The sequence below is a fragment of the Sphingobium sp. KKT206 genome (assembly GCF_055640555.1).
On record NZ_CM145764.1, the window covers coordinates 453587 to 479903 of the forward strand.

A 26317-nucleotide genomic window follows, 5' to 3' on the forward strand; every position below is an offset into this window, starting at 1 on the left:
GGTTCGCATGTGCGGCATAGCGGGTATCTTTCATCTGGAAACGGCCAAGCCGGTCGATCCCGCGCGGGTCCGCGCCATGCTCGATGCGATGCCGCATCGTGGCCCGGATGGCAGCGGCATCTGGACCGCGCCAGGCGTAGGTCTGGGCCATCTGCGCCTGTCGATCATCGATCTGGAATCGGGCGCGCAGCCGATGCTGACCGACGACGAGGCGCTGGCGGTCATATTTAACGGCGAAATCTATAATTTCGCCGAAGTGCGCGCCGAACTGGAGGCGAAGGGCCATGTCTTTCGCACCCATAGCGACACGGAAGTCATCCTTCACGGCTATCGCCAATGGGGCGAGGAGTGCGTCCACCGCTTCAACGGCATGTTCGCCTTCGCCCTGTTCGACGCGCGCGCGCAGTCGCTCTGGCTGGTGCGCGACCGGCTGGGGGTCAAGCCGCTCCATTATGCCTTGCTGTCCGATGGCAGCCTGATCTTCGGATCGGAACTCAAAAGCCTGCTCGCCCATCCGCTGCTGCGCCGCGCGCCGGACCTGTCCGCGCTCGAAGATTATATGGCCTATGGCTATGTTCCCGACGATGCCTGCCTGGTCGCGGGCGTGCGCAAGTTGGGCGCTGGCGAAACGCTCCGCCTCGTGCGCGGCCGCCCCTTGCCCCAGCCGCATCGCTATTGGGACGTCAGCTTCGCCGACCGCACCAAATCCTCCCCCCAGGAATCGGAAGAGGAACTGGTCGCCCTGATGCGGCAGGCCGTCCGCTCGCGCATGGTCGCCGACGTGCCGCTGGGTGCCTTCCTGTCGGGTGGCGTGGACAGCAGCAGCGTCGTCGCGTTGATGGCCGAGGCGTCGAGCCAAGCCGTCAAGACCTGCACCATCGGCTTCGATGTCGCCGCGCTCGACGAAACCGCCTATGCCGATCGCATCGCCCGCCGCTTCGCCACCGATCATCGCAGCCGTATCGTCTCGCCCGACGATTATGGCCTGATCGACCGGCTCGCCTTCCATTTCGACGAACCCTTTGCCGATGCCTCCGCGCTGCCGACCTTCCGCGTTTGCGAACTGGCGCGCGAGCAGGTGACCGTCGCGCTGTCGGGCGACGGCGCGGACGAAGCCTTTGCCGGCTATCGCCGCCACCGTTTCCAGATGCAGGGCGAACGCATCCGCGGCCTCATCCCCGCCTCGGTCCGCGAACCGCTGTTCGGGACGCTCGGCAAATATTATCCCAAGGCAGATTGGGCACCGCGCGCGCTGCGGGCCAAATCGACCTTCCTCGAACTGGCGGGCAGCGGCGGCGAAGCCTATGCCGCGTCGGTCGGCATCACCCCCCACGCCCTGCGCCAGCGCCTCTTCACGCAGGAGGTGAAGGGACGGCTCGGCGGCTATCGCGCCGAAGATCGCTATATAAAGGCGATGGCCAACGCGCCCGCGCGCGACGCACTCGACCGCGCCCAATATGCCGACATCAAATATTGGCTACCCGGCGACATCCTGACCAAGACCGACCGGATGAGCATGGCCGTCAGTCTGGAAGCGCGCGAACCCCTGCTCGACCATCGCCTCGTCGAATTTGCCGCGCGCTTGCCGGTCAGCCAGCGCATTCGCGGCAATAGCGGCAAATATTTGCTGAAAAAGGCGATGGAGCCTTATCTGCCGCAGGACATACTCTATCGCCAGAAAATGGGCTTCGTCACGCCCATCAGCGCCTGGTTCCGTGGCGCGCTCGCGGGCGAAGCCACCGCCATCGCGGGCGGATCGGCCCTGGCCCGCACCGAATGGTTCGACAGCGCCATGCTCGCCCGCATCGCCACCGACCACCGCTCCGGCGTCGCCGACCATGGCCGCCTGCTGTGGCAATTGCTCATGCTCGACAAGTCGCTGACGCGCCTGTTCGGGGTGTAAAATTATTTTCTTCCCTGAAGCGGAGTTCCCAGATTTCGTCATCCCCGCGAAGGCGGGGACCCATCTCCCAACCTAAAATCAAGGGGATAAGGCGGGAGATGGATTGCCGCCTTCGCGGCAATGACGTAGTTAAATGAAGTTCGTTCCCCATATGGTCCTCCCCTGCAAGGGGAGGATGAACACAGGCAGACTCCTAACCCACCCCCTTGCAACCCGCGCCGCCCGGTGCCAACGGAGCGCATGGCGATGATCAGGGCGCAACAGTGACAGTTTCCAAGGAAATCGTGCGGTTCCGGCTTTACGCGCTGTGTCTGGGCGGGGACATGGCCGGGCTGTTCTGCGCCTTCCTCGCCGCCAACTGGTTCGTGCTGGGCGCGCTGTGGGGCGAACCAGGCAAGCCGCACGGCCTCGTCATGTTCGCGATGATCGCGCCGCTCTATGCGCTGCTGGCAGTGCAGGGCGGCGGCTATGGCATTCAAAGCATCAACAATGTCCGGCGCGGCATCGTCCGCGCGCTCTGGGCGTTGGTCCAGGCGGCGCTGCTGATGCTGCTGATCGTCTATCTCGGCAAGATGGCCGAACAATTGTCGCGCCTCACCTTCGTAACCGGCCTTGGCCTCGGCGGTCTTGCCGTCGCACTGGTGCGCCTCGCGATCGCGCGGCTGGCGAGCCAGGTGCTGGGCGCCGTGCCCGACCTCACCGTCGTCATCATGGATGGCGTAATGATCGCCACCGGGCCGCACATGACCGTCATCGAAGCCGCCGCCATCGACCTTCGCCCCGAACGCCATGATGCCGACATGGCGGCGCGGCTGGCGAGCGCGGTCGGCATGGCCGAACGGGTGATCGTCGCCTGTCCGCTCGACCGGATGGCCGACTGGTCGGCGGCGCTCAAATCGCTGTCCGCCCGTGGCGAGATTGTCGTGCCCGAACTGCTGCGTTTCGCGCCCGCGCGGGTCGCCGAATTTGACGGCCAGCCGACCATCATCGTCGCGGGCGGCCCGCTGCAATTCCGCGACCGGCTGATCAAGCGGCTGTTCGACCTGATCGTCGCCACCGTTGCCACCATCCTGCTCTCACCCATCCTGATCGGCGCGGCGCTGGCGGTGAAACTGACCAGCCCTGGTCCCATCCTCTTCCGCCAGCCGCGTATCGGCAAGGATGGCCGCTCCTTCTCCATCTACAAATTCCGTTCGATGCGGACAGAGGCCAGCGACGCGAAGGCCGCAACGCTAACCAAGCGGGACGATGACCGCGTGACCCCGATCGGCGCCTTCCTGCGTAGGACGAGCATTGACGAATTACCTCAACTTTTCAATGTGTTAGAAGGTGATATGAGCATCGTTGGCCCGCGCCCCCATGCCGCCGCCGCGCGGGCAGGGGACAGCCTCTATTGGGAAGTCGATCCCCGCTATTGGGCGCGCCACTGCATCAAGCCCGGCATGACCGGTCTCGCCCAGGTGCGCGGCCATCGCGGCTCGACCGACCATCATCAGGATCTGATCGACCGGCTCCAATCGGACCTGGAATATGTCAGCGACTGGTCGGTCTGGCGCGACCTGCGCATCATCGTCGCGACTCTGGGCGTCCTCGTCCACCACAAGGCCTATTGAGCATGACCGACCTGCTGATAGGCGCTCTACTGTCCGCTTCGCTGTTCGCTTTGCTATGGCCCTTCCTCTTCTACCCCCTGATTCTGCGCGCTTTACCGACTTTTCCCGAAGCCCCGGTGGCGACCCAGCCGCCCAGCGCCTCGCTGCTCTTCTGCGCCTATAATGAAGCCCATGCGATGCCGGAAAAGCTCGCCAATATCGCCATGCTCAAGGCGCGCGATACGGACCTTGAATGCCTGGCCTTCGACGATGGCTCGTCGGACGGCACCGGCGACCTGATCGCGGCGCAAGGCGATCTCGTCACCCTGATCCGTGGCCCCGGCCGCAGCGGCAAGGCGCATGGCATGAAGCAACTCGCCGCCCGCGCCACGGGCGACGTGCTGATCTTCACCGACGCCAATGTCCTGCTGGACGGCGACGGGATCGACAATCTGCTCGCCCGCTATGCCGACCCGGATGTCGGCGGCGTGTTGGGGTCGCTCCACTATATAGGCGCGGACGAAAGCGCGACCGCGTCGGTCGGCTCGCTCTACTGGCGGATCGAGGAACGGCTAAAAGACGAAGAGTCGCGCACCGGCAACGTGCTGGGCGCCGACGGCTCGATCTTCTCGATCCGCCGCAGCCTCTATCCCGATTTCCCCGACAGCGTGCTGGATGACCTTACCGTCTCGATGGCCGTGGTGTTCGCGGGTAAGCGCTTGATCAAGGCCAAGGACGTCATCGCCCGCGAACGGCTGGTTACGGCCCGCAAGGATGAATATCGCCGCAAGGTACGGATCGCCGCCCGCGCCTGGCACACCCATGTCCATCTGCGCCCGCAACTGCGCCGAATGCGTGCCATCGACCGCTTCAAATATGCCTCGCGCAAGATCGTTCGCTGGTTTGGCGGCATCTTCATCCTGACCGGCGCGGTCGCGGCGGGGACGCTGGCGATGCGGATTTCCCCCATGCTCTATATGGTCGGCGCACTGGCTGTCGCCCTGACCATCTGGGCCGGGGTCCGCGCGAAAAGCGGCCCGTTCGCGGCGCTGGTCGACATACTGATCGCCTATGCCGCCACCCTGCAGGGCGTGATCAAGGCTATGACCGGCCGCACCGTCACGACCTGGAATCCGGCCAAGTCACGCTGATCAATAAATCTTCCCTCGCCAAGGAGGATATTTGGACGTCGCCACCTCTTCCCAGCAGGCGGAACTACAAAGCGGCGGTTGCCCCCGCGTCGCTTCGTCGCTATGTGCCCGGCAACGCCCTCCTTACCCGGACAGAAACCCGTCGCATGTTCACTTTTCTTCTCGTCGTGCAGGCCATCGTGGCCGCCCTGCTGGTCACCGTCATCCTGATGCAGAAGTCGGAAGGCGGCGGGCTGGGCGTGGGTGGTAGCCCGGCTGGCTTCATGTCGGCGCGCGGCGCGGCGGATTTCCTCACCCGGTCCACCTCCATCCTGGCGACGGTCTTCGTGCTGTTGTCGATCGCCATGGCGGTGATCGCGGCGGTGCGCCATGCCCCGACCGACATCGACACCTCCCTGGTGCGGCAGGCACCGACGAGTCAAGGCGCGCCCGCGACGGGCACCGTCGATCCGTTGACCGGTGCGGCCGATTCGGTCGGCAATGGTGCGGCGGCCAATGGCGCGGTTCCCCTCGCCAACTAAACCGTTCATCGACATCGCTGATCTTTTTTAAGCGCGCGTGGATTCGCGCGCTTGCCCTTTGTTGTTCCGAAAGGCTAACCCTTCTCTCCCATGGCGCGGTATATATTCATCACCGGCGGCGTGGTCTCCTCGCTCGGAAAAGGCCTCATGGCCGCATCCCTTGCAGCGCTGCTGCAAGCGAGGGGCTATCGCGTCCGCATTCGGAAATTCGACCCCTATCTCAACGTCGATCCGGGGACCATGTCCCCCTATCAGCATGGCGAAGTCTATGTGACCGACGATGGTGCGGAAACCGACCTCGATCTTGGCCATTATGAACGCTTTACCGGCGTTTCCGCGCGCCAGTCGGACAATGTCACGCAGGGCCGCGTCTATCAGACGATCATCCAGCGCGAACGGCGCGGCGATTATCTGGGCGCAACCGTACAGGTCATTCCACACGTCACGGACGAGATCAAGGCGTTCGCCCTCGCCGATACCGACGGTCTCGACTTCGTCCTGTGCGAGATCGGCGGCACCGTGGGCGATATCGAATCGCTGCCCTTCATGGAGGCGATTCGCCAGCTGCATAACGACCTTGATCGTGGCCAGTCGATCTTCGTCCATGTGACGCTGGTGCCGTACATCGCGGCGGCCGGCGAACTGAAGACCAAGCCGACCCAGCATAGCGTCCGCGAACTGACGTCGCTCGGCATCCAGCCGGACATCTTGCTGTGCCGCTGCGAACATCCCTTGCCCGAAAGCGAGCGCAAGAAGATCGCGCTGTTCTGCAACGTGCGCCCCGAAGCGGTCATCCCCGCGCTCGACGCCTCCAGCATCTATGCCGTGCCCCAGCAATATCATGCCGAAGGGCTGGACGCCGAAGTCCTGCGCGCCTTTGGCATCGATGAAGCGCCTGAGCCCTCGATGGAGCGGTGGGACGACATCATGGACCGGCAGAAGAACCCGGAAGGCGAAGTGACGATCGGCGTGGTCGGCAAATATGTCGGCCTGCTCGACGCCTATAAATCGCTGCACGAAGCGCTCCACCATGGCGGCCTTGCCAATCGGGTAAAGGTCAACATCAAGTGGATCGACGCGGAACTGTTCGAGGAAGCGGATTCGGACATCACCGCGCGGCTGGAACCGATGCACGGCATCCTGGTCCCCGGCGGCTTCGGCGTGCGCGGGTCGGAAGGCAAGATCGCTTCGGTCCAGTTCGCGCGCGAACGCGGCGTGCCCTTCTTCGGCATCTGCCTCGGCATGCAGATGGCCTGTATCGAAGGCGCGCGGAACACCGCGGGCATCGCCAGTGCTTCGACCACTGAATTTGGCGAAACCAGCGAGCCGGTCGTCGGCCTCATCACCGAATGGATGAGCACCGAAGGCTTGCAGAAGCGCACCGCCGAAACCGACCTTGGCGGCACGATGCGGCTGGGCGCTTATCCCGCCAAACTGACGGGCAACAGCGTTGTCGCAGGCGTCTATGGCACCACCGAAATCAGCGAACGGCACCGCCATCGCTATGAAGTCAACGCCGGCTATCGCGAGCCGCTGGAAAAGGGCGGTCTGCTCTTCTCCGGCATGTCGCCCGACGGCACGCTGCCCGAAATCGTCGAGCGGCCTGACCATCCCTGGTTCGTCGGCGTCCAGTTCCACCCGGAACTGAAATCCAAACCCTTCGACCCGCATCCCTTGTTCGCCAGCTTCATCGAAGCGGCGGTCAAGCAGAGCCGGTTGGTATAAGGAAAAAGGGAGCGCTTCGACGCTCCCTTTTTTTTTGGCGTTCAGGGACGCGCGGCGTCGAACAGGTGGCGATATTGGCGCGGCTGGCACCGCAGATATTGGTTGGGCGCCTTGACGGTCGCACCCAGATGCGCCGCCGCATGCCATGGCCAGCGTGGATCGTAGAGAATCGTCCGCGCGATCGCGATCATATCCGCGTCCCCCGTCCCGACAATCGCCTCGGCCTGCTCGAAATCAGTGATCAGCCCTACGGCGACAACGGGGATCGACACGGCCTGCTTGACGGCACGCGCCAGCGGCACCTGATAGCTCGGCCCGACCGGTATCGCCTGATCGGGATGCAGCCCGCCGCTCGACACATGGATGGCCGCGCAACCCCGCGCCTCCAACGCTTTGGCGAAGGCGATGGTCTGCTCGATATCCCATCCGCCCTCTACCCAGTCCGTGCCGGAGACGCGCATCGTCACCGGCTTATCGGCAGGGAAGGCCGCGCGGACGGCATCGAAGATTTCCAGCGGCAGGCGCATCCGGTTTTCCAGACTTCCCCCATAATCATCGTCCCGCTGGTTGGAGAGGGGCGAGAGAAATTGATGCAGCAGATAACCATGCGCGCCGTGTAATTGGATGGCGTCGATGCCCAGATGATGCGCGCGTTTCGCTGCGCTCACAAACGCCTCGATCAGCTTGGCAATGCCATCGCGATCCAGAGCGCGCGGCGCAACGCTACCGGGCGTGAAGGGCAGGGCTGACGGAGCAACGGTCTGCCAGCCATTGACCGCGTCCGGCGCAATTTGCTTGCCCCCCTGCCAGGGGACGTGCGTCGATGCCTTGCGACCGGCATGGCCCAACTGAATCGCAATCGGCATGTCGGAATGGCGGCGCACGCTGTCCAGCACCTGTTGCATCGCCGCCTGGGTCGCATCATCCCATAACCCGACATCGGCATGGCTGATCCGGCCTTCGGGCAGGACGGCACTGGCCTCGATCGTCAGCAATCCCGCGCCGGACAGCGCCAACTGCCCCAGATGGATTTGATGCCAATCATTCATCTGGCCATCGACGGCCGAATAATGGCACATCGGCGCGATGACGATGCGGTTGTCCAGTGTCAGGCCGCCGACCGTGATCGGCTCGAATAATTTTGGTCCGCTCATGCGCTACCTTTCGAACGGTGAAACCTTCTGGCACGATACCCTCGACCGAAACGCTCGTCGATCAAGGGCACCGCGGCTCTATTCAGCGCTTGGGCGTCAGTTTCAACAACCGGCCTTGTGAGCCATCGCCGCCATCCTCCAGCACCCACAGCGCGCCGTCCGGCCCCTGGTCGACATCGCGGATGCGCGCGCCCATGTCCCATTGATCGCCCTTGGCTGCATTGTCGCCGTCCAGCTTGACCCGGACCAACGCCTTGCTCGACAGGCCGCCGATGAACAGCGATCCCTTCCAGGCCGGGAACATATCGCCCGAATAATAGAGCAGGCCGCCCGGCGAGATGACCGGATTCCAGCTCACCTTGGGCGCTTCAAAGCCATCGCCAGGCTTGTGATCGGGAATGTCGCGGCCGTCATAATGGCTGCCGTTCGACACGGTGGGATAGCCATAGTTGAGGCCCGGCTTGATGAGGTTCACCTCGTCGCCGCCCTTCGGCCCCATTTCCTGCTCCCACAGGCGGCCATCGGCGTCAAAGGCGATGCCGAGCAGATTGCGATGGCCATAGGACCAGATGGCGGGATGAAAACCCTTGGCGGCCAGCGGATTGCCCGCCGCCGGGGTGCCGTCGGGATTGAGGCGCAGCACTTTGCCCAGGGTCGATTTGGGGTCTTGGGCCGGATCGAATTTCTGCCGCTCGCCATTGGTGAAGAACAGATATTTGCCGTCGGGCGAAAAGGCGATGCGCCCGGAATAATGGCCATTGCCCTCGACATAGGGGCTGGCGCGGAAAATCACCTGCACATCGGTCAGGCTGGTCGTCCCGTCGCTCGCTTGGGCAAACGCCCCCTTGGCCAGTGCGACGCCCTTGCCGCCGTCACGGCTTTCGGAAAAGCTGAAATAGACCATCTTGTCCTGCGCGAAGCCGGGCGACAGGACGACGTCCATCAATCCGCCTTGTCCGGCGCTATCGACGGTCGGGATGCCCGCGATCGGGATTTTCGTGCCATTCTTGGGATCGAACAACAGCATTTCGCCCGCCTTTTCCGTCACCAGCGCGCGGCCGTCGGGCAGGAAGGTCATCGCCCATGGCGAATCGAAATCCGCGATCGTGGCGGTGGCAAAGGGCTTGTCGACAGGCGCGGCCGCATTCTGGCCCGTGGCGTTTTCGGCCGAACAGGCCATGAGGATGAGGGGCAGGGCGGTCATGGCTATACGGCGCATCGCGATCTCCGGTTATGAGCGTTCACAGGTGGGTCTTGAGCGATAGAATGAGTGGCGACGATTAATGTTGCAGATTTAATGGTGTCCGCCTATATCGGCATTGCTTCCTTACATCGTCAAACATGTCAGGGTCGCAGGCTACCAGCCTGCGGCAGCGAAAGCGCGCATATATCTGGATTTGGAGATCGCATGGCGGACATCGCCGCACTGACAGCTTTGATCGAACCTGAGGCGAAGGCTTTGGGTTTTGACCTTGTGCGGATCAAGCTGTTCGGATCGGGCGATGATCGCACGCTCCAGATCATGGCCGAACGCCCCGAAACCAAGCAGTTGGTGATCGAGGATTGCGCCGCTTTGTCGCGCCGCCTGTCCGATTTGCTCGACGAGGTCGATCCGATCGAGGAGGCCTATCGCCTCGAAGTCAGTTCGCCCGGCATCGACCGTCCGCTCACCCGCCTGCACGACTTTGTCGAATGGGGCGGGTTCGAAGCGCGCATCACCGTGACCGAGGCGATCGAGGGCCGCAAGACCTTCAAGGGCATCCTTGGCGGGGTCGAGGGCGAGGATATCCAGTTTCGCGATACCAAGGCTGGCGATGTCGTCATCCCCTTCGGCCTGATCGATGGTGCCAAGCTGGTGCTGACCGACGCGCTGATTTCTGCTACCATGCCGCTTTCCTCCGATGGGGCGGATGAATTTGAAACCGAAGAATAAGGGTTCATAAGTCATGGCCAACGCCATTTCCGCCAACCGGGCAGAACTGATCGCCATCGCCAATTCGGTGGCGTCGGAAAAGATGATCGACAAGGCCATCGTCATCGAGGCGATGGAGGATGCGATCCAGCGCGCCGCGCGTGCGCGCTATGGCGCTGAAAACGACATCCGTGCCAAGCTGGACCCGGAAACCGGCGACCTGCGCTTGTGGCGCGTGGTCGAGGTGGTCGACACGGTCGAGGATTATTTCAAGCAGGTCGATCTGAAGGCCGCGCAGAAGCTCAAGGCAGACTCGGTCGTCGGCGACTTCATCGTCGATCCGCTGCCCGCCATCGACTTGGGCCGCATCGATGCCCAGTCGGCCAAGCAGGTGATCTTCCAGAAGGTCCGCGATGCCGAGCGCGAGCGTCAGCATGAAGAATTCAAGGACCGGGTGGGGGAGATCATCACCGGCGTCGTCAAGTCGGTCGAATTCGGCCATGTCGTCGTGAACCTCGGCCGGGCCGAAGGCGTCATCCGCCGCGACCAGCAGATCCCGCGCGAAGTCGTCCGCGTCGGTGACCGCATCCGTTCGGTCGTGCTGAACGTCCGCCGCGAAAATCGCGGACCGCAGATTTTCCTGTCCCGCGCCCATCCCGAATTCATGAAGAAGCTGTTCGCGCAGGAAGTCCCCGAAATCTATGACGGCGTCATCACCATCATGGCCGCCGCCCGCGATCCGGGCAGCCGCGCCAAGATCGGCGTCATCAGCCGCGACAGCAGCATTGATCCGGTCGGTGCCTGCGTCGGCATGAAGGGCAGCCGCGTGCAGGCCGTCGTGCAGGAAATGCAGGGCGAAAAGATCGACATCATCCCCTGGTCGGAAGATACCGCGACCTTCGTCGTCAACGCGCTCCAGCCGGCCCAGGTCAGCCGCGTCGTCATCGATGAGGAAGAAGAGCGGATCGAAGTGGTCGTCCCCGACGATCAGCTCAGCCTCGCCATCGGCCGTCGCGGCCAGAATGTCCGCCTCGCCAGCCAATTGACCGGCAAGGCGATCGACATCATGACCGAAGCCGACGCCAGCGAGAAGCGCCAGAAGGAATTCGTGTCGCGCTCCGAACTGTTCCAGAACGAACTGGACGTGGACGAAACGCTGTCGCAGCTGCTGGTCGCCGAAGGCTTTGGCGAGCTGGAAGAAGTCGCCTATGTCAGCGTCGAGGAACTGGCCGGGATCGAAGGTTTCGACGAAGACCTCGCCGCCGAGCTGCAGAACCGCGCGCAGGAAGCGCTCGATCGTCGCGAAGCCGCCGCGCGCGAAGAGCGTCAGGCACTGGGCGTCGAAGATGCGTTGGCCGACATGCCGCACCTCACCGAAGCCATGCTGGTGACGCTGGGCAAGGCGGGCATCAAGACGCTCGATGATCTGGCCGACCTGGCCACCGACGAGCTGGTGCAGAAGAAGCGCGTTGACCAACGCCGCCGCAAGAGCGAAACGACCGAGGACAAGGGCGGCATCCTGGCCGCCTATGGCCTGTCGGACGAGCAGGGCAATGAGATCATCATGGCCGCCCGTGCGCATTGGTTTGAAGACGAGGAAGCTTAAGCCAAGATGCCATTTGTCGATATCCGTCTGGCCGGCACGGCAACCCGCGCGCAAAAAGCCGCGATCGTTGCCGACGTCACCCAGTCGCTCGTTGAGCGGCTGGGAAAGCCTGCGGCTGCCGTGCAGGTGGTGATTTCGGAGATTTCGACCGAGAATTATGGCGCGGCGGGTCAGCTTCTGGCTGACCGCGCGCCGGTTGTCCCTTTATCAAGGGAGGACGCCAATGTTGCGGACACTCCCCGATGAGCGTTTAGGCCTATCCAATAGCGTTGGGGTTGCCAGTTCATCCGTTTTGGCGGAGGGGCAGGCATGACCGAACGCAAATGCATATTGACCGGCGATCGCGCCGACCCCGACCATCTCATCCGCCTGGCCATCGGCCCGGAGGATCAGTTGCTTCCCGACCTGCGCGCCAAGGCGCCGGGCCGCGGTGCCTGGATCGGGGTATCGCGCGCCGAACTGGAAGTGGCGCTGGCCAAGGGCAAGTTGCGCGGCGCCATCGCCCGCGCTTTCAAGACATGCGAACTGGCGATCCCCGACGATCTGGCGGAGCAAATCGAAACCGGGCTGCGCCGCGCGCTGCTTGACCGGCTGGGGCTGGAATCGCGCGCGTCGATGCTGCTGACCGGATCGGAAAAGATTGACGTCGCCTGCCGCAAGGGCCAGGTGCGGTTGCTGCTCCACGCAATGGATGCGGCGCCCGACGGCAACCGCAAACTGGACCAGGCGCTGCGCGTCGGACAGGAAGCGGAAGGCACGGATCTTGCGGGCATCGTCTTGCCTGTGGACCGCAACGCCCTATCTATGGCAATGGGGCGCGACAATGTCGTCCATATCGCAGTGACCGACTCGCGTGCGGCGTCGCGTCTGCGTGCGGCCATCGGCCGATTGGAAAGCTATCTGGGTTGCGCTGCTGAGGCGCCTGTGCATGGGGAGCCACGCTCCACCGATGCGCCGGGCGTCCAGGCAAACGTATAAATAAGGCGTCGGCGGGCCTATCCGGCCGAAGCGGAAGTGAAGGGTTAAGTTCGATCGTATGAGTGACAGCAAGGAAGACAAGCCGGTTCTGGGCCGCAAGCCACTGGGCATCAAGCGGACCGTGGAATCCGGTCAGGTGCAGCAGCAGTTCAGCCATGGCCGCAAGAATACGGTCGTGGTCGAAGTGAAGCGGCGCCGCGTCCTGGGCAAGCCGGGCGAAAGCACCGGTGGTGCGCCCGCTGCCACGCCGCAGGCCGATCCCGCGCCGACGGCCGCCGCTGCGCCCGCCGCGCCGCGTCCGGCTGCGCCGCCTCCGCCGCGCCAGCAACAGCCGGTGCGCACCGCCCCGCCGCAGAGCCTGATGTCGCGTCAGGAATTGCAGGCCAAGCTGCTGCGTGAAGCCGAAGAAGCCCGTATGAACGCGCAGGAAGATGCGCGTCGTCGTGAAGACGCCGCGCGTCTCGCCGCGATCGAAGCCGAAAAGCGCCGCGCCGAAGAAAATCGCCAGGCCGCCGAAACCGCCGCGTCCGCGCCAGCGGTCGAGGAAGCGCCTGCGCCCGAACCCACGCCCGTCGCCGAAACGCCCGCCGCGCCGCAGGAAGCCGCCGCTCAGCCCGCTGAAGCGCCGGTCGAGGCCGACGCTGGTGCCGCTGCTGCGCCGACCACGGCCGCTCCGCCGCCGCCGCGCCGCTTCACCCCGGTTACGCCGGTCAAGCGTCCCGAACCGACCAAGCCGGAACGGGCGAAGAAGGGCGAGGATAATCGTCGCCAGGCGGGCAAGCTCACCGTCACCAAGGCGCTGGCCGATGACGACAGCGCCCGCGCCCGCAGCCTTGCAGCGCTCAAGCGTGCCCGTGAAAAGGAACGCCGCGCTCATTATGCCGGTGGCTCCAAGACGCGCGAGAAACAGTCGCGCGACGTGATCGTGCCCGAAGTCATCACCGTGCAGGAACTGGCCAACCGTATGGCCGAAAAGGGCGCGGATCTGGTCAAGTCGCTGTTCAAGATGGGGCAGGCGGTCACGCTCAACCAGTCGATCGATCAGGATACCGCCGAATTGCTGGTCGAGGAATTCGGCCACCGCATTCAGCGCGTGTCGGACGCCGACATCGAAATCGGGATCGAGGGTGAGGCCGATGCGGTCGAAGCGCTCAAGCCCCGTGCGCCCGTGGTCACGATCATGGGTCATGTCGATCATGGCAAGACGTCGCTGCTCGACGCTCTGCGCGGCACCAGTGTCGTGTCGGGCGAAAGCGGTGGCATCACCCAGCATATCGGCGCCTATCAGGTGACGACGAAGAAGGGCGATGTCATCACCTTCCTCGACACGCCGGGCCATGAAGCCTTCTCTGAAATGCGCGCCCGTGGCGCAAACGTCACCGATATCGTCATCCTGGTGGTGGCGGCCGACGACGGGCTGATGCCGCAGACGATCGAAGCGATCAACCACACCAAGGCGGCCGGCGTGCCGATGATCGTGGCGATCAACAAGGTCGATAAGCCTGACGCGAACCCGCAAAAGGTGCGTGAGCGCCTGTTGAGCGAAGAAATCGTGGTCGAGGATATGGGCGGCGACGTTCAGGACGTGGAGGTTTCGGCGCTCAAGAAGACCGGCCTTGATGAGCTGATCGAAAAGATCCTGCTCCAGGCCGAACTGATGGAGTTGACCGCCAACCCCGATCGCGCGGCCGAAGGCAATGTGATCGAGGCGCAGCTCGACCGGGGCCGTGGTGCGGTCGCGACCGTGCTGGTGCGCAAGGGCACGCTCAAGGTCGGTGACACCTTCGTCATCGGCGCGGAAAGCGGCAAGGTGCGTGCGCTGATCAACGACAAGGGCCAGCAGGTCAAATCGGCCGGACCATCGACCCCGGTCGAGATATTGGGCCTGTCGGGCGTGCCGATGGCGGGCGACCAGATGACGGTCGTGGAGAATGAGGCGCGTGCCCGTGAGGTCGCCGCCTATCGTCAGGAACAGATCACCCGCAAGCGGACGGCATCGGTGCCGACCAATTTCGAAAATATGTTCTCGGCGCTCAGCACCAAGGTCATCGAATATCCGGTGGTCATCCGCGGCGACGTGCAGGGATCGGTCGAAGCGATCGTCAGTGCGCTGAACCGCATTTCGACCGACGAGATCAAGGTGCGTATCTTGAGTTCTGGCGTCGGTGCGATCACCGAAAGCGATGTCACCCTGGCGTCCGCCAGCCGTGCCCCGCTGATCGGCTTCAACGTCCGTCCCAATGCCAAGGCGCGTCCGCTGGCGATCCGCGAGAAGATCTCGTTGCGCTATTATGATGTGATCTACGATCTGCTCGAAGAAGTGCGCAACGAAATGGCGGGCCAGCTCGCGCCGGAACGCATCGAAACGATCGTCGGTCGCGCCGAAGTCCTGCAGGTCTTCCCGGCCGGCAAGAAGGACAAGGCGGCAGGCCTGCTCGTCATGGAAGGCATCATCCGCAAGGGGCTTAATGCGCGCCTCACCCGCGACGATGTCATCGTGTCGAAAACGGTCATCCACTCGCTGCGGCGCTTCAAGGACGATGTGTCCGAAGTCCGCGCGGGCATGGAATGTGGTGCGGTGTTGCAGGACACCAACGACATCAAGGCCGGCGACACGCTCGAACTGTTCGAGGTCGAGGAACGCGTCCGTACGCTGTGATCATAAGGGGATGCGTGTCAAATGGCGCGCATCCCTGCGGCCGGTAGGTATGGTAATCAGTTTATGGCTCTTTCACAAATCCAGATCATCCAATCTCTCGCAGAGGCGCTGAACTGGTTTGAGAAAGAATTGGATTGGGGTGTTGCGGCAGGCGAACTTAATCACCTTACTGGTCGCATTGGCGAGCTTTATGCAGCGATGATTACCCGTGGCCAGATGGCTTCGATGACAAATCAGCGAGGCTATGACGTAGTCAGCCTAGAAGGTGAACGCATTTCTGTAAAAACGGTTACAACAAGCGTGCGAGCGAGTTTCAACCGGTCCACTTTGGATTTGGTCGACCGTATCATGATTTTGCGTTTGAATGTTGACGACGAGGAAGGCTTGTCAGTCGAAACGCTGCTGGACATAGGAAAGCCGTATTTTGGTGATCATCTCCGTTATCTTGCAAATGGGGATATTGATTATCCCATCAGGGGCAAGCGTGTTGCCATCTCATCGTTGCAAGGCCTGAATGTTCGTGAAGAGGGCCATTTTGGCGAATTTGTCATCCGGGAATATGAAAACGGATCGATCGGGATTACGGAAAATTCTGTTCCAGTGGCAGTCGTCAAGCCGGTTCTGCGCAAGATTGCCGCTGAACTGGGCGTCGATATCTTAAATGGCAGTGGCAAAGCTAAGAACACTAGGCAGTTGGGTGCCGGAATTATCAAGGCGTTGACGAGTATGAGCAGTGAGTAACGATACAGGTAGCGCACCCGTCCGCGCGTTGCGCGTGGGCGAACAGGTGCGGCACATCTTGTCCGAAATCCTGCAGCGCGGCGACGTGCATGACGATGTGCTGGCCAAGCATGTCGTGAGCGTCACCGAAGTCCGCATGTCGCCGGACCTGCGCCACGCCACGGTTTTCATCAAACCGCTGCTGGGCCGGGAAGAGGAGGCGGTGCTAAAGGCGCTGCGCACCAACACCGCCTATTTCCAACGCGAAGTCGCATCGCGCACCCGGCTCAAATATGCCGCCAAGATCAAGTTCCTGGCCGACGACAGCTTCGACGAAGGCAGTCACATCGACAAGCTGCTGCGCGATCCCAAGGTTGCGCAGGATTTGGTCAAGGATGACGCGGACGAGGATTGACTTGGCTAACGGTAAGACGCATCTTACCGCCATGAACGCCAAAACGACTCTTTCGGCCAAGGGCCAGATTGTCATCCCTAAGGATGTGCGGGACCAACTCGGCTTTACGTCGGGGCAGGTGTTCGACGTCGTGCCGATGGGCGGGGGGGTGCTGTTGAATCCCCAGCACAAAAAGTCCGGTCGCAGCTTCGAAGACATCATGGTGGGTATCAAGGCCCGTTACCAGCATCAAGGGCCGCCCGTTTCTATTCAAGACATGGACCAGGCCATCACGCAGATGTTCCGCGACCGCCAGGACTGATGGCAGCGGCGATCGATACAAATGTGCTGGTGCGCTTCCTGACGGGCGACGACTTGGCGCAAGCGGCTGTCGCGGCTGACCGGATCAGGCAGGGGTTTATCTTATTGCCGACCGTATTGGTCGAAACGGAGTGGGTATTGCGCGCGAGCTACGGATGGCCGCGCGAGCGTATCGCGGCAGCCTTGCTTGATGTAATCGATTTACCGGAAGCGTTGGGGCAACCGGCCCGCATAGACTGGGTTCTGGATCGCTTTGCCGCTGGTGCTGATTTTGCTGATATGATGCATTTATCTATGGCTGCCGAGGCGGACATGTTTTTGACATTCGACCGGCGGATAGAGCGGACGGTAGGGGATTCGCCTCCCGTCGCCGTCATGACGTTGACATGATATCGGGGAATCCAACCATGCGGGCGTTGCTGCTGTCCTGTGCACTTCTGTCGTGTGCCTTTGTCCCGACCAACGCCAAAGAACCCGCCATCCACCCCGCCGTCACCAGCGATCCCGCCCCAGACGCAGCGTATCCCGCAGGCATGAGCGCCTTCGTCATCCCTTCGGGCGATGGCGCGATGAACGCGGCTCTCTACACCGCTGCGGGCGGCGGGTTGCACCCCACCTTGCTGCTCCTCCACGGCTTCCCCGGCAACGAACAAAATCTGGATCTCGCCCAAGCCGCGCGCCGGGCCGGGTGGCATGTGCTGACGCTCCATTATCGCGGATCATGGGGCAGTCCCGGCGCATTCTCCTTCGGCGGTGCGTCGGACGACGCCTTCGCCGCGCTCCAATTTCTGCAACAGCCCGCCACAGTCGCGAAATATCGCATCGACACCAGCGCGATCGTGGTGGCCGGGCACAGCATGGGCGGCTTCATGGCCGCCGATGTCGCCGCCGCCGAACCGCGCGTCGCTGGCCTGTTCCTTATCGACCCATGGGACCCTGCGCAAACGGTCGCCTCGCTCGCCACGGCGGAGGGCGCGGCAGCCTGGCAGGCGGAGGTGGCCAGCGACCTGCCGCCACTCCACGGCGCGACCTACGACGGGCTGACGGCCGAAATCCGCGATCGCGGCGACAAGTTCGACCTTGGCCGCCGCATGGCCGCCTATGGCCGCCGCCCGCTCAGCATCATCGGCGCGGAAAAGGGCATCGGCGATCAGGCGCGCAAGGCGGCGGCGGATGCGCAGGGCGCTAATCCGCAGGCACGGCTGACCGTGTGGCCGACCGATCATAGTTTTTCCGACAAGCGGATCGCGCTCGCCGATGCACTGGTGCGCTTCCTGTCGCGCGTCGCTCCGACGATCCGGTAAGCGACCATGGCGAAGCTCTATTTCTATTATAGCTCGATGAATGCGGGCAAATCGACGACGCTGCTGCAATCGGACTTCAACTATCGCGAACGCGGCATGGAAACGATGCTGTGGACCGCCGCGGTGGACGATCGCTATGGCCGAGGGCGGATCGTGTCGCGGATCGGGCTAGAGGCGCAGGCGCATCTGTTCGAGGCTGACACCGATATGTTCGCCGCCATCGCCGCGCGCCATCACGACACGCACCTCTCCTGCGTGCTGGTGGACGAAGCGCAATTTCTAAGCCGCGCGCAGGTCTGGGCATTGGGGCGGGTGTGCGACGAACTGGGCGTGCCCGTGCTGTGCTACGGCCTGCGCACCGATTTCCAGGGTGAATTATTCGAAGGCAGCGCGCAGCTCTTGGGGCTGGCCGACAGTCTGAGCGAGATCAAGACGGTGTGCGATTGCGGGCGCAAGGCGACCATGAACCTGCGCGTGGACGGGGAGGGGCGGCCGATCCGGCGCGGCGAACAGACGCAGATCGGCGGCAATGACCGCTATGTCGCGCTGTGCCGCCGTCACTTCATGGCGCAGATGCGGGGCTGACAGCGCGCGCGCTGCCCTATAGGGGCGCACAATGCACGGCTGGATCATTCTCGACAAACCTCATGGCCTTGGCTCGACGCAGGCCGTCGCCGCGGTCAAGCGCGCCCTGCGCGACAGCGGCGCTGGCAAATGCAAGGTCGGCCATGGCGGCACGCTCGATCCGCTGGCGACCGGCGTGCTGCCGATCGCGATCGGCGAAGCGACCAAACTCGCCGGACGGATGCTCGATAGCGACAAGATCTACGACTTCACGATTACCTTCGGTACGCAGACCGACACGCTCGACCTAGAAGGCGCGGTGATCGCGACCAGCGCCGTGCGGCCGACGCTGGCGCAAGTCGAAGCGGTGCTGCCCCGCTTCACCGGCCCGATCGACCAGGCCCCGCCCGCCTATAGCGCCATCCTGATCGACGGCCAGCGCGCTTATGATCTCGCCCGCAAGGGGGAAGAGGTCGAGATGAAGACGCGGTCGGTGACGATCTATTCAATCCTCCCCGGCACGGGGAGGGGGACCGTCGCCGAAGGCGATGGTGGAGGGGGCGGTCCACTGGACGCCTCCTCGCGTCAAGACGCCAACCCCCTCCACCAGCCTGCGGCTGGTCCCCCTCCCCTGCCAGGGGAGGAACTGGACAGCATCACCCTCCGCGCCCATGTCTCCAAGGGCACCTATATCCGCAGCCTCGCCCGCGACATCGCGCTGGCGCTCGGCACGGTCGGCCATGTCACCATGCTCCGCCGCATCAAGGCCGGTCCCTTCACCCTGGAATCCGCGATTTCGCTGGACAAATTGCGTCATGCTGCTAACGAGCGCGGCATCGGTGGGCTTATGCTGCCGCTGACGGCGGGGCTGGACGACATCCCGGCTCTCCCCGTCTCTCCCGATCAAGCCCTTATGCTCCGCCAGGGGAAGGTATTGACCGGGATCACTGCCACCACCGGCCTGTATCTGGCGACGCAAGGGGACATCCCCGTCGCGCTGGTCCGGTCGGATGATCAAGAGATCATCGTGGTGCGCGGTTTCAACCTGATGTCGAGGGAAGACGATTAGATGACGATTACTGCCGAGCGCAAGGAAGCGCTGATCAAGGAATATGCCCGCGCTGAGGGTGACACGGGTTCGCCAGAGGTCCAGGTTTCGATCCTGACCGAGCGGATCACCAACCTCACCGAGCATTTCAAGGGTCACCACAAGGATAATCACAGCCGTCGTGGTCTGCTGATGATGGTCAACAAGCGTCGTTCGCTGCTGGACTATCTCAAGAAGAAGGATCAGGCGCGTTACACCGACCTGATCGGCAAGCTGGGCCTGCGCAAGTAAGCCTGTTAAAAGTGACGGCCCCCATGCGGGGCCGTTTCTGATTCTGAAACATGGCGTCGGGCAATTCGGCACGGCGCTCATGATATAGGGGACATTTCCCCACACCGTTCGGGCTGAGCTTGTCGAAGCCTTCTACTGAGCGAAGCGAAGTGTACTTCGCCTCCGCTCAGCAAAGCCCTTCGACTTCGCTCAGGGCGAACGGATAGGAGGAGTTCGCTCCTCACCTCATGGGTCGACACGACCCACCAAAGGCCCCGCCCGGCAATAGGGCCGATGCGGGCGAAGGAAAAAATCTATGTTTGACGTCAAGAAAGTATCGATCGAGCTGGCCGGCAAGACGCTGACCCTCGAAACCGGCCGCATCGCGCGCCAGGCTGACGCCGCCGTGCTGGCGACCTATGGCGAAACCGTGGTGCTGTGCGCCGTGACCGCCGCCAAGAGCGTGAAGGAAGGCCAGGACTTTTTCCCGCTGACCGTTCACTATCAGGAAAAATATTCCGCCGCCGGCCGCATCCCCGGTGGCTTCTTCAAGCGTGAGCGCGGTGCGACCGAAAAGGAAACGCTGGTTTCCCGCCTGATCGACCGTCCGCTCCGCCCGCTGTTCCCTGAAGGCTTCTACAACGAAATCAACGTCATCGCCCAGGTGCTGTCGTTCGATGGCGAAAGCGAGCCGGACATGGTGGCGATGATTGCCGCGTCGGCTGCCCTGACCCTGTCGGGCGTGCCCTTCATGGGCCCGATCGGCGCCGCGCGCGTCGGTTACAAGGATGGCGAATATCAGCTCAACCCGTCGCTGGACGAAGTGAAGACCGGCGAACTCGACCTGGTCGTCGCCGCCACCTACGACGCGGTGATGATGGTCGAATCCGAAGCCAAGGAGCTGTCGGAGGAAGTCATGCTGGGCGCCGTCCTGTTCGCGCATGACGCCAGCAAGAAGATCGTCGACGCCATCATCAGCCTCGCTGAAAAGGCCGCCAAGGATCCTTGGGACATGGCCAAGAGCGATGATCTGGGCGACCTGAAGGCCAAGCTCAAGAAGCTGATCGGCAAGGACATCACCGCCGCCTACAAGCTGACCGACAAGTCGGCCCGCTCGAACGCGCTGAACGAAGCCCGCGCCAAGGCGAAGGCACAATTGGCCGCCGATGGCCTGGACGCCCAGACCGTGATGGCCGGCATCAAGCTGACCAAGAAGCTGGAAGCGGAAATCGTGCGCGGCGCCATCCTCAAGGACGGCAAGCGTATCGACGGCCGTACCACCACGCAGATCCGTCCGATCGAAGCGATGGTCGGCTTCCTGCCCCGCACCCATGGTTCGGCGCTGTTCACGCGCGGCGAAACCCAGTCGATCTGCACCACGACGCTGGGCACCAAGGACGCCGAGCAGATGATCGACGGCCTCACTGGCCTGCATTATGAAAACTTCATGCTGCACTATAACTTCCCGCCCTATTCGGTCGGTGAAGTCGGCCGCTTCGGCGCGCCGGGTCGTCGCGAAGTGGGTCATGGCAAGCTCGCATGGCGTGCGCTGCACCCCGTGCTGCCGAGCAAGGACGAGTTCCCCTATACGATCCGCGTTCTTTCGGACATTACCGAATCGAACGGTTCCTCCTCGATGGCGACCGTCTGCGGCGGTTCGCTCTCGATGATGGATGCAGGCGTCCCCCTGAAGCGTCCGGTCTCCGGCATCGCCATGGGCCTGATCCTGGAAGGCAAGAATTTTGCCGTCCTGTCCGATATCCTGGGTGATGAAGATCATCTGGGCGACATGGACTTCAAGGTTGCCGGCACGTCCGAAGGCATCACCACGATGCAGATGGACATCAAGATTGCGGGCATCACCCGCGAAATCTTCGAAGCCGCTCTGCATCAGGCCAAGGAAGGCCGCGCGCACATCCTGGGCGAAATGGCCAAGGCGCTCGACAGCACGCGCAGCGAATTGTCGGCCCATGCCCCGCGCATCGAGACGCTGCAGATCGACAAGTCGAAGATCCGCGAAGTCATCGGCACCGGCGGCAAGGTCATCCGTGAAATCGTCGCCGAAACCGGCGCGAAGGTCGACATTGACGACGAAGGTCTGATCAAGATCAGCTCGTCCGATCCGGCGCAGATCGAGGCCGCGCGCAAGTGGATCCTTGGCATCACGCAGGAAGCGGAAGTCGGCAAGATCTACGACGGCAAGGTCGTCAACATCGTCGACTTCGGTGCTTTCGTGAACTTCATGGGTGGCAAGGACGGTCTCGTCCACGTCTCCGAAATGAAGAATGAGCGCGTCGAAAAGCCGACCGACGTCGTGTCGGAAGGCCAGGAAGTGAAGGTCAAGGTTCTCGAAATCGATCCGCGCGGCAAGGTTCGCTTGTCGATGCGCGTCGTCGATCAGGAAACCGGCGAAGAGCTGGAGGACACCCGTCCTGCCCGTGAAGCGCGCGAACCCCGCGCCGGTGGCGAAGGCCGTGGCGATCGTGGCCGTGGTCCGCGTCGTGATGGCGGCGGTGGCCGTGGTGGCGAACGTAGCGAAGGCCGTGGTGGTGAAGGTCGGGGCGATCGTGGCCCGCGCCGCGACCGTGGCCCGCGCGACGACGCAGCCAAGGACGATGGCAAGGATGATGGCTCGAACGCCGGCCTGCCCGACTTCCTGACCCAGGACTGATCGTCCGCTCTTCGGAGCAACCAAGAAAAAGAAGGCGTCCGGTTTGACCGGGCGCCTTTTTTTATATCAGCGTTCGCCGACTGATTTCGATCAATGCACTGGCATGAAGTTCTGCTAGTGTAACGACATGGATATCGGAACATGGCATGCAGCGTAGCAACGCGCGGTTCGTCGAACGGCTACCGCTCGTTCTTAACCGACCAGTCTATGCCTATATATTGACGCTGTCTTTCTGTGGGCTGGCGCTGCTGTTGCGCTTCGCGGCCGAACCGCTGTTGCCCGACGGCTATCCGTTCGTGACATTCTTTCCCGCGGTCATTCTGGCGTCTTTTCTGTTCGGGGTCCGGCCGGGTCTGTTCGCCGCAATCCTGTGTGCGGCTGCGTCCTGGTATTTCTTCATCGCCCCCCGCAACAGCTTCGTCCTCAATCCGGGCGTGGCCGCAGCGATGATCTTTTACACCGGTGTCGTGCTTGTCGATATCGTGCTGATCCACTTCATGCAGCGCGCCAATTTCCACCTGGCGATCGAGCGGGAACGCAGCGCGGCGCTCGCTGAAAATCGCGAATTGCTGTTCCACGAATTGCAGCATCGTGTGTCCAACAATCTGCAGGTCGTGGCCGCGATGCTCGCGCTGCAACGCCGCCATGTCGACCATGATGTCGCCCGCCGCGCATTGGATGACGCCTCCGAACGATTGGCGCTGATCGGCCGGATCAGCCGGGCGCTCTACGATCCGTCCGGCGCGGGGCAGGGGGTGCGGGCCTTTTTGACGACGCTGACGGCCGATGTCATCGAGGCCAGCGGCCGCACCGACATCGCAATCAGCGTCGATGCGCCCGAAGAGGTGCAGCTCGAACCCGGCATCACCGTGCCTCTGGCGCTGGTTGTGGCCGAAGCGGTCAGCAACGCCATCGAACATGGCCTGCCGCATCGAGGCGGGACTATTGCCGTGGTGTTGGACCATCATGCAGGGGAGCTATGCCTGCGCGTGTCCGACGATGGCGACGGCGTCTCGCCCGATTTCTCGGTGGAACATAGCAAATCCTTAGGGCTCCGCATCGCCAACACGCTGGCGGCGCAGATCGGCGGGCGCTTTACCCTGGCGCCGGGCGCGCATGGCGGTGCCGTCGCACAACTTATCCTGCCGCCACGCGCCGCCTGTTGATCGTGCGACAATTCTGCCGCTTGGCGGCAGCGATCCGCTCGGCTATGACCCGCATCATGCTGACGAAAACACTGACGCGCATCGGCGCGGCCACCACCCCGGTCCTGCTTGCTGCCGTTCTGCTTACGGGCTGCTCGACATCGAAAAACAAGGCCGACACCCAATATGTCGCCCGCGACGTGTCGACGCTGTATAATAGCGGCAAGGACCGGCTTGATCGCGGCCAGTATAAGCTCGCCGCCGCGCTGTTTGACGAGGTTGAGCGCCAGCATCCCTATTCGCCCTGGGCGCGCCGGGCGCAGCTCATGTCGGCGTTCAGCTATTATATGAACACCGACTATGCCGAATCCGTTTCCGCAGCGCAGCGTTTCCTGGCGATCCACACCGGCAACAAGGACGCCCCCTACGCTTATTATCTGATCGCGCTCTGCTATTATGAGCAGATCGCTGACGTCACCCGCGACCAGAAGATCACGCAGCAGGCGCTGGCGGCGCTAGGCGAACTGATCCGTCGCTATCCCGACACCCGCTATGCCGCCGATGCGCGGTTGAAGGTTGATCTGGTGAACGACCATCTGGCGGGCAAGGAAATGGAAGTCGGCCGCTTCTATCAGCGCCGTGGCCAATGGATCGCCGCCACGCTCCGCTTCCGGACCGTGGTCGACAAATATCAGACCACCACCCACACGCCCGAAGCGCTGGAGCGGCTGGTCGAATCCTATCTCTCGCTGGGCGTCCCCGCCGAAGCGCAAAAGGCCGCCGCCGTATTGGGTGCCAACTATCCCGGCTCCGAATGGTATGAACGCTCCTACAAGCTGATGCAGCAACATGGCGGCAAGGCGTAACATTTCTTGTCCCCCTCCCGCCTGCGGGAGGGGCTAGGGGTGGGCTGCGAGCGTAGCGAGCATCCGGCCCCGGCGTTGCCATACGCCGCTGCGCGACGCGCCCACCCCCAACCCCTCCCGCAAGCGGGAGGGGAGAGTCCTTTGATTTGCTAACCGCCCTGTCCATCCGCAATGTCGTGCTGATCGAAGCGCTGGACCTGGAGTTCGGCGCTGGCCTGTCCGTGCTGACCGGCGAAACCGGCGCGGGCAAATCGATCCTGCTCGATTCGCTGGGGCTGACGCTGGGCGCGCGCGCCGATAGCGGCCTCGTCCGCAATGGCGAGGCGCAGGCCAGCGTCATCGCGACCTTCGATCCGCCGACCGGCGACCATCGCGCCGCCGCGCTGCTGGCCGACAATGGCGTGGAGATGGAGCCGGGCGAACCGCTCATCATCCGCCGCATGGTCAAGGCCGACGGCGGCAGTCGCGCTTTCGTCAACGACCAGCCCTGCTCGGCCGCGTTGCTGCGCGAACTGGGCGGCTCGCTGGTCGAAATTCACGGCCAGCATGACGATCGCGGCCTGCTCAACGCGCGCGGCCACCGCGCCTTGCTCGACGCCTATGGCCGCTGTGATACCGGCGCGGTCGGCACGGCGCATGGCGCGTGGCGCAAGGCCGCTGCCGCGCTCGCCGAAGCGCGCGCCACGGTCGAAACTGCCGCGCGCGACCGCGATTATCTCGCCCACGCCGTCGAAGAACTGCGCAGCTTCGCGCCCGAACCCGGCGAGGAAGCGACGCTTGCCGAGGAACGCGCGACGATGCAGAAGGGCGCGCGCCTGACCGATGATCTCACCACCATCAGCGAGTGCCTGACCGGCTCCGATGGCGGCCTCGCGCAATTGCGCCAGGCCGCTCGGCGGCTGGACCGGATCGCGGGCGAGGAGCCGCTGCTGACCGCTGTCCTCGAAGCGCTGGACCGCGCCGTGGTGGAAGCGGGCGAGGCCGAGGATCGGCTGGCCGAAGCCGCCGAAGCATTGAGCTTCGATCCCGCCCGGCTCGACAGCATCGAAACCCGCCTGTTCGACCTGCGCGGCCTCGCCCGCAAGCATCAGGTGCAACCCGATGACTTGGCCGCCCTATGCGAAGAGATGGCGGCAAAGCTGGCCGCGATCGAAGGCGGCGAAGAGCATATCGCGGTGCTGGAAACGGAGGTCGCGACCAAGGCCGCCGCCTATCGCGCCGCGGCGCAGGCGCTGTCGGGCGAACGCCAACTGGCAGCCGGTCGCCTCGACGCGGCGGTGGCGGGCGAGCTTGCGCCCTTGAAACTCGACGCCGCCCGCTTCCGCACCGTGGTCGCGCCGCTGGACGAGGGGCAATGGACCGCGCAGGGCATGGACCGGGTCGAGTTCGAGATTTCGACGAACCCCGGCGCGCCCTTCGCCCCGCTGACCAAGATCGCTTCGGGCGGCGAACTCTCCCGCTTCATCCTCGCGCTCAAGGTCGCGCTGGCAGAACAGGGCGGGGCGGACACGCTGATCTTCGACGAAATCGACCGGGGCGTCGGCGGCGCGGTGGCATCGGCCATCGGCGAACGGCTCGCCCGCCTCGCCCAAAGCAACCAGATCCTGGTCGTCACCCACAGCCCGCAAGTCGCGGCGCGCGGGGCGGGCCATCTGCTGATCGCCAAATCCAGCGACGGCACCGTCACCCGCACCGGCGTCCACGCGCTGGACGACCAGGAACGCCGCGAAGAAATCGCGCGCATGCTCTCCGGCGCGGAAATCACCGCCGAAGCCCGCGCCCAGGCGGATAGGCTGCTCGAAACGCTGTAGAA

At 63.5% G+C, this 26317-nt stretch carries 24 protein-coding genes; 22 read left to right on the plus strand and 2 right to left on the minus strand.

All coding sequences use genetic code 11. The features are described from left to right. Positions 1-7: 7 nt before the first annotated feature. From ACZ2HM_RS02200 to ACZ2HM_RS02220, 5 genes are all read left to right on the plus strand, one after another. Positions 8-1903 carry an XrtA/PEP-CTERM system amidotransferase gene (locus ACZ2HM_RS02200; RefSeq protein ID WP_037473788.1) on the plus strand — a complete coding sequence of 632 codons (1896 nt, stop codon included), beginning with the start codon at positions 8-10 and terminating at the stop codon, positions 1901-1903. A gap of 263 nt (positions 1904-2166) precedes the next feature. After that, on the plus strand, positions 2167-3516 hold the full coding sequence (locus ACZ2HM_RS02205) for a sugar transferase (RefSeq protein ID WP_037477873.1): 1350 nt from the start codon (positions 2167-2169) through the stop codon (positions 3514-3516). Between the two features lie 2 nt (positions 3517-3518). Then, the gene (locus ACZ2HM_RS02210; protein WP_037473785.1) at positions 3519-4646 is read left to right on the plus strand and encodes a glycosyltransferase family 2 protein; all 1128 of its coding nucleotides are present in this window, start codon (positions 3519-3521) and stop codon (positions 4644-4646) included. A gap of 146 nt (positions 4647-4792) precedes the next feature. Continuing rightward, a complete protein-coding gene (secG, locus tag ACZ2HM_RS02215; RefSeq protein WP_096061969.1) occupies positions 4793-5167 on the plus strand; it encodes a preprotein translocase subunit SecG in 375 nt (124 codons plus the stop codon). A gap of 90 nt (positions 5168-5257) precedes the next feature. After that, positions 5258-6892, plus strand: a complete 1635-nt coding sequence (locus tag ACZ2HM_RS02220; RefSeq protein WP_470426115.1) for a CTP synthase — start codon at positions 5258-5260, stop codon at positions 6890-6892. A 41-nt stretch (positions 6893-6933) separates the two neighbouring features. On the opposite strand, the gene ACZ2HM_RS02225 is transcribed toward ACZ2HM_RS02220, so the two are convergent. Both ACZ2HM_RS02225 and ACZ2HM_RS02230 read right to left on the minus strand, forming a co-directional pair. Continuing rightward, positions 6934-8046, minus strand: coding sequence for an NADH:flavin oxidoreductase/NADH oxidase (locus tag ACZ2HM_RS02225; RefSeq protein ID WP_470426116.1), 1113 nt, complete (start codon positions 8044-8046; stop codon positions 6934-6936). Positions 8047-8128: 82 nt separating this feature from the next. Beyond that, complete coding sequence (locus ACZ2HM_RS02230; RefSeq protein WP_470426117.1) at positions 8129-9265, minus strand: PQQ-dependent sugar dehydrogenase; 1137 nt, start codon at positions 9263-9265, stop codon at positions 8129-8131. Between the two features lie 189 nt (positions 9266-9454). Between ACZ2HM_RS02230 and rimP the strand changes: the two genes are divergently transcribed. The 17 genes from rimP (at position 9455) to recN (ending at position 26315) form a co-directional block, all read left to right on the plus strand. Beyond that, the gene (gene rimP, locus ACZ2HM_RS02235; RefSeq protein ID WP_069064856.1) at positions 9455-9979 is read left to right on the plus strand and encodes a ribosome maturation protein RimP; all 525 of its coding nucleotides are present in this window, start codon (positions 9455-9457) and stop codon (positions 9977-9979) included. Positions 9980-9992: 13 nt separating this feature from the next. Then, positions 9993-11564 (plus strand): transcription termination factor NusA, encoded by a 1572-nt coding sequence (gene nusA / locus ACZ2HM_RS02240; RefSeq protein WP_037473774.1) that lies wholly within the window; start codon positions 9993-9995, stop codon positions 11562-11564. 6 nt (positions 11565-11570) lie between these two features. Next, a complete protein-coding gene (locus tag ACZ2HM_RS02245; protein ID WP_470426118.1) occupies positions 11571-11810 on the plus strand; it encodes a tautomerase family protein in 240 nt (79 codons plus the stop codon). 63 nt (positions 11811-11873) lie between these two features. After that, on the plus strand, positions 11874-12542 hold the full coding sequence (locus tag ACZ2HM_RS02250) for a DUF448 domain-containing protein (RefSeq protein ID WP_470426119.1): 669 nt from the start codon (positions 11874-11876) through the stop codon (positions 12540-12542). Between the two features lie 58 nt (positions 12543-12600). Further along, positions 12601-15201: a translation initiation factor IF-2 gene (infB, locus tag ACZ2HM_RS02255; protein WP_470426120.1), complete on the plus strand. Its 2601-nt coding sequence runs from the start codon at positions 12601-12603 to the stop codon at positions 15199-15201. 21 nt (positions 15202-15222) lie between these two features. Further along, complete coding sequence (locus tag ACZ2HM_RS02260) at positions 15223-15942, plus strand: DUF6998 domain-containing protein (protein WP_470426121.1); 720 nt, start codon at positions 15223-15225, stop codon at positions 15940-15942. Continuing rightward, the gene (gene rbfA, locus ACZ2HM_RS02265; protein ID WP_470426122.1) at positions 15935-16336 is read left to right on the plus strand and encodes a 30S ribosome-binding factor RbfA; all 402 of its coding nucleotides are present in this window, start codon (positions 15935-15937) and stop codon (positions 16334-16336) included. Before ACZ2HM_RS02260 ends, rbfA begins: the two co-directional genes overlap by 8 nt. Positions 16337-16367: 31 nt before the next feature. After that, positions 16368-16637: an AbrB/MazE/SpoVT family DNA-binding domain-containing protein gene (locus ACZ2HM_RS02270; protein ID WP_470426123.1), complete on the plus strand. Its 270-nt coding sequence runs from the start codon at positions 16368-16370 to the stop codon at positions 16635-16637. Beyond that, positions 16637-17026, plus strand: coding sequence for a type II toxin-antitoxin system VapC family toxin (locus ACZ2HM_RS02275; RefSeq protein WP_470426124.1), 390 nt, complete (start codon positions 16637-16639; stop codon positions 17024-17026). The genes ACZ2HM_RS02270 and ACZ2HM_RS02275 overlap by 1 nt, the downstream gene beginning before the upstream one ends. Positions 17027-17043: 17 nt before the next feature. After that, positions 17044-17940, plus strand: a complete 897-nt coding sequence (locus ACZ2HM_RS02280; protein WP_470426125.1) for an alpha/beta hydrolase family protein — start codon at positions 17044-17046, stop codon at positions 17938-17940. A gap of 6 nt (positions 17941-17946) precedes the next feature. Next, complete coding sequence (locus tag ACZ2HM_RS02285) at positions 17947-18525, plus strand: thymidine kinase (protein WP_069064854.1); 579 nt, start codon at positions 17947-17949, stop codon at positions 18523-18525. Positions 18526-18556: 31 nt separating this feature from the next. Beyond that, on the plus strand, positions 18557-19573 hold the full coding sequence (truB, locus tag ACZ2HM_RS02290; RefSeq protein ID WP_470426126.1) for a tRNA pseudouridine(55) synthase TruB: 1017 nt from the start codon (positions 18557-18559) through the stop codon (positions 19571-19573). Then, the gene (rpsO, locus tag ACZ2HM_RS02295) at positions 19574-19843 is read left to right on the plus strand and encodes a 30S ribosomal protein S15 (RefSeq protein ID WP_037473756.1); all 270 of its coding nucleotides are present in this window, start codon (positions 19574-19576) and stop codon (positions 19841-19843) included. Positions 19844-20138: 295 nt separating this feature from the next. Beyond that, positions 20139-22493 (plus strand): polyribonucleotide nucleotidyltransferase, encoded by a 2355-nt coding sequence (gene pnp / locus ACZ2HM_RS02300; protein ID WP_310222645.1) that lies wholly within the window; start codon positions 20139-20141, stop codon positions 22491-22493. 146 nt (positions 22494-22639) lie between these two features. Further along, positions 22640-23659: a sensor histidine kinase gene (locus ACZ2HM_RS02305; RefSeq protein WP_470426127.1), complete on the plus strand. Its 1020-nt coding sequence runs from the start codon at positions 22640-22642 to the stop codon at positions 23657-23659. Between the two features lie 56 nt (positions 23660-23715). Next, positions 23716-24504: an outer membrane protein assembly factor BamD gene (locus ACZ2HM_RS02310; RefSeq protein WP_069066821.1), complete on the plus strand. Its 789-nt coding sequence runs from the start codon at positions 23716-23718 to the stop codon at positions 24502-24504. 146 nt (positions 24505-24650) lie between these two features. Further along, entirely contained in the window at positions 24651-26315 is a 1665-nt protein-coding gene (gene recN / locus ACZ2HM_RS02315; protein WP_470426128.1) for a DNA repair protein RecN, read from the plus strand. Positions 26316-26317: the final 2 nt, after the last annotated feature.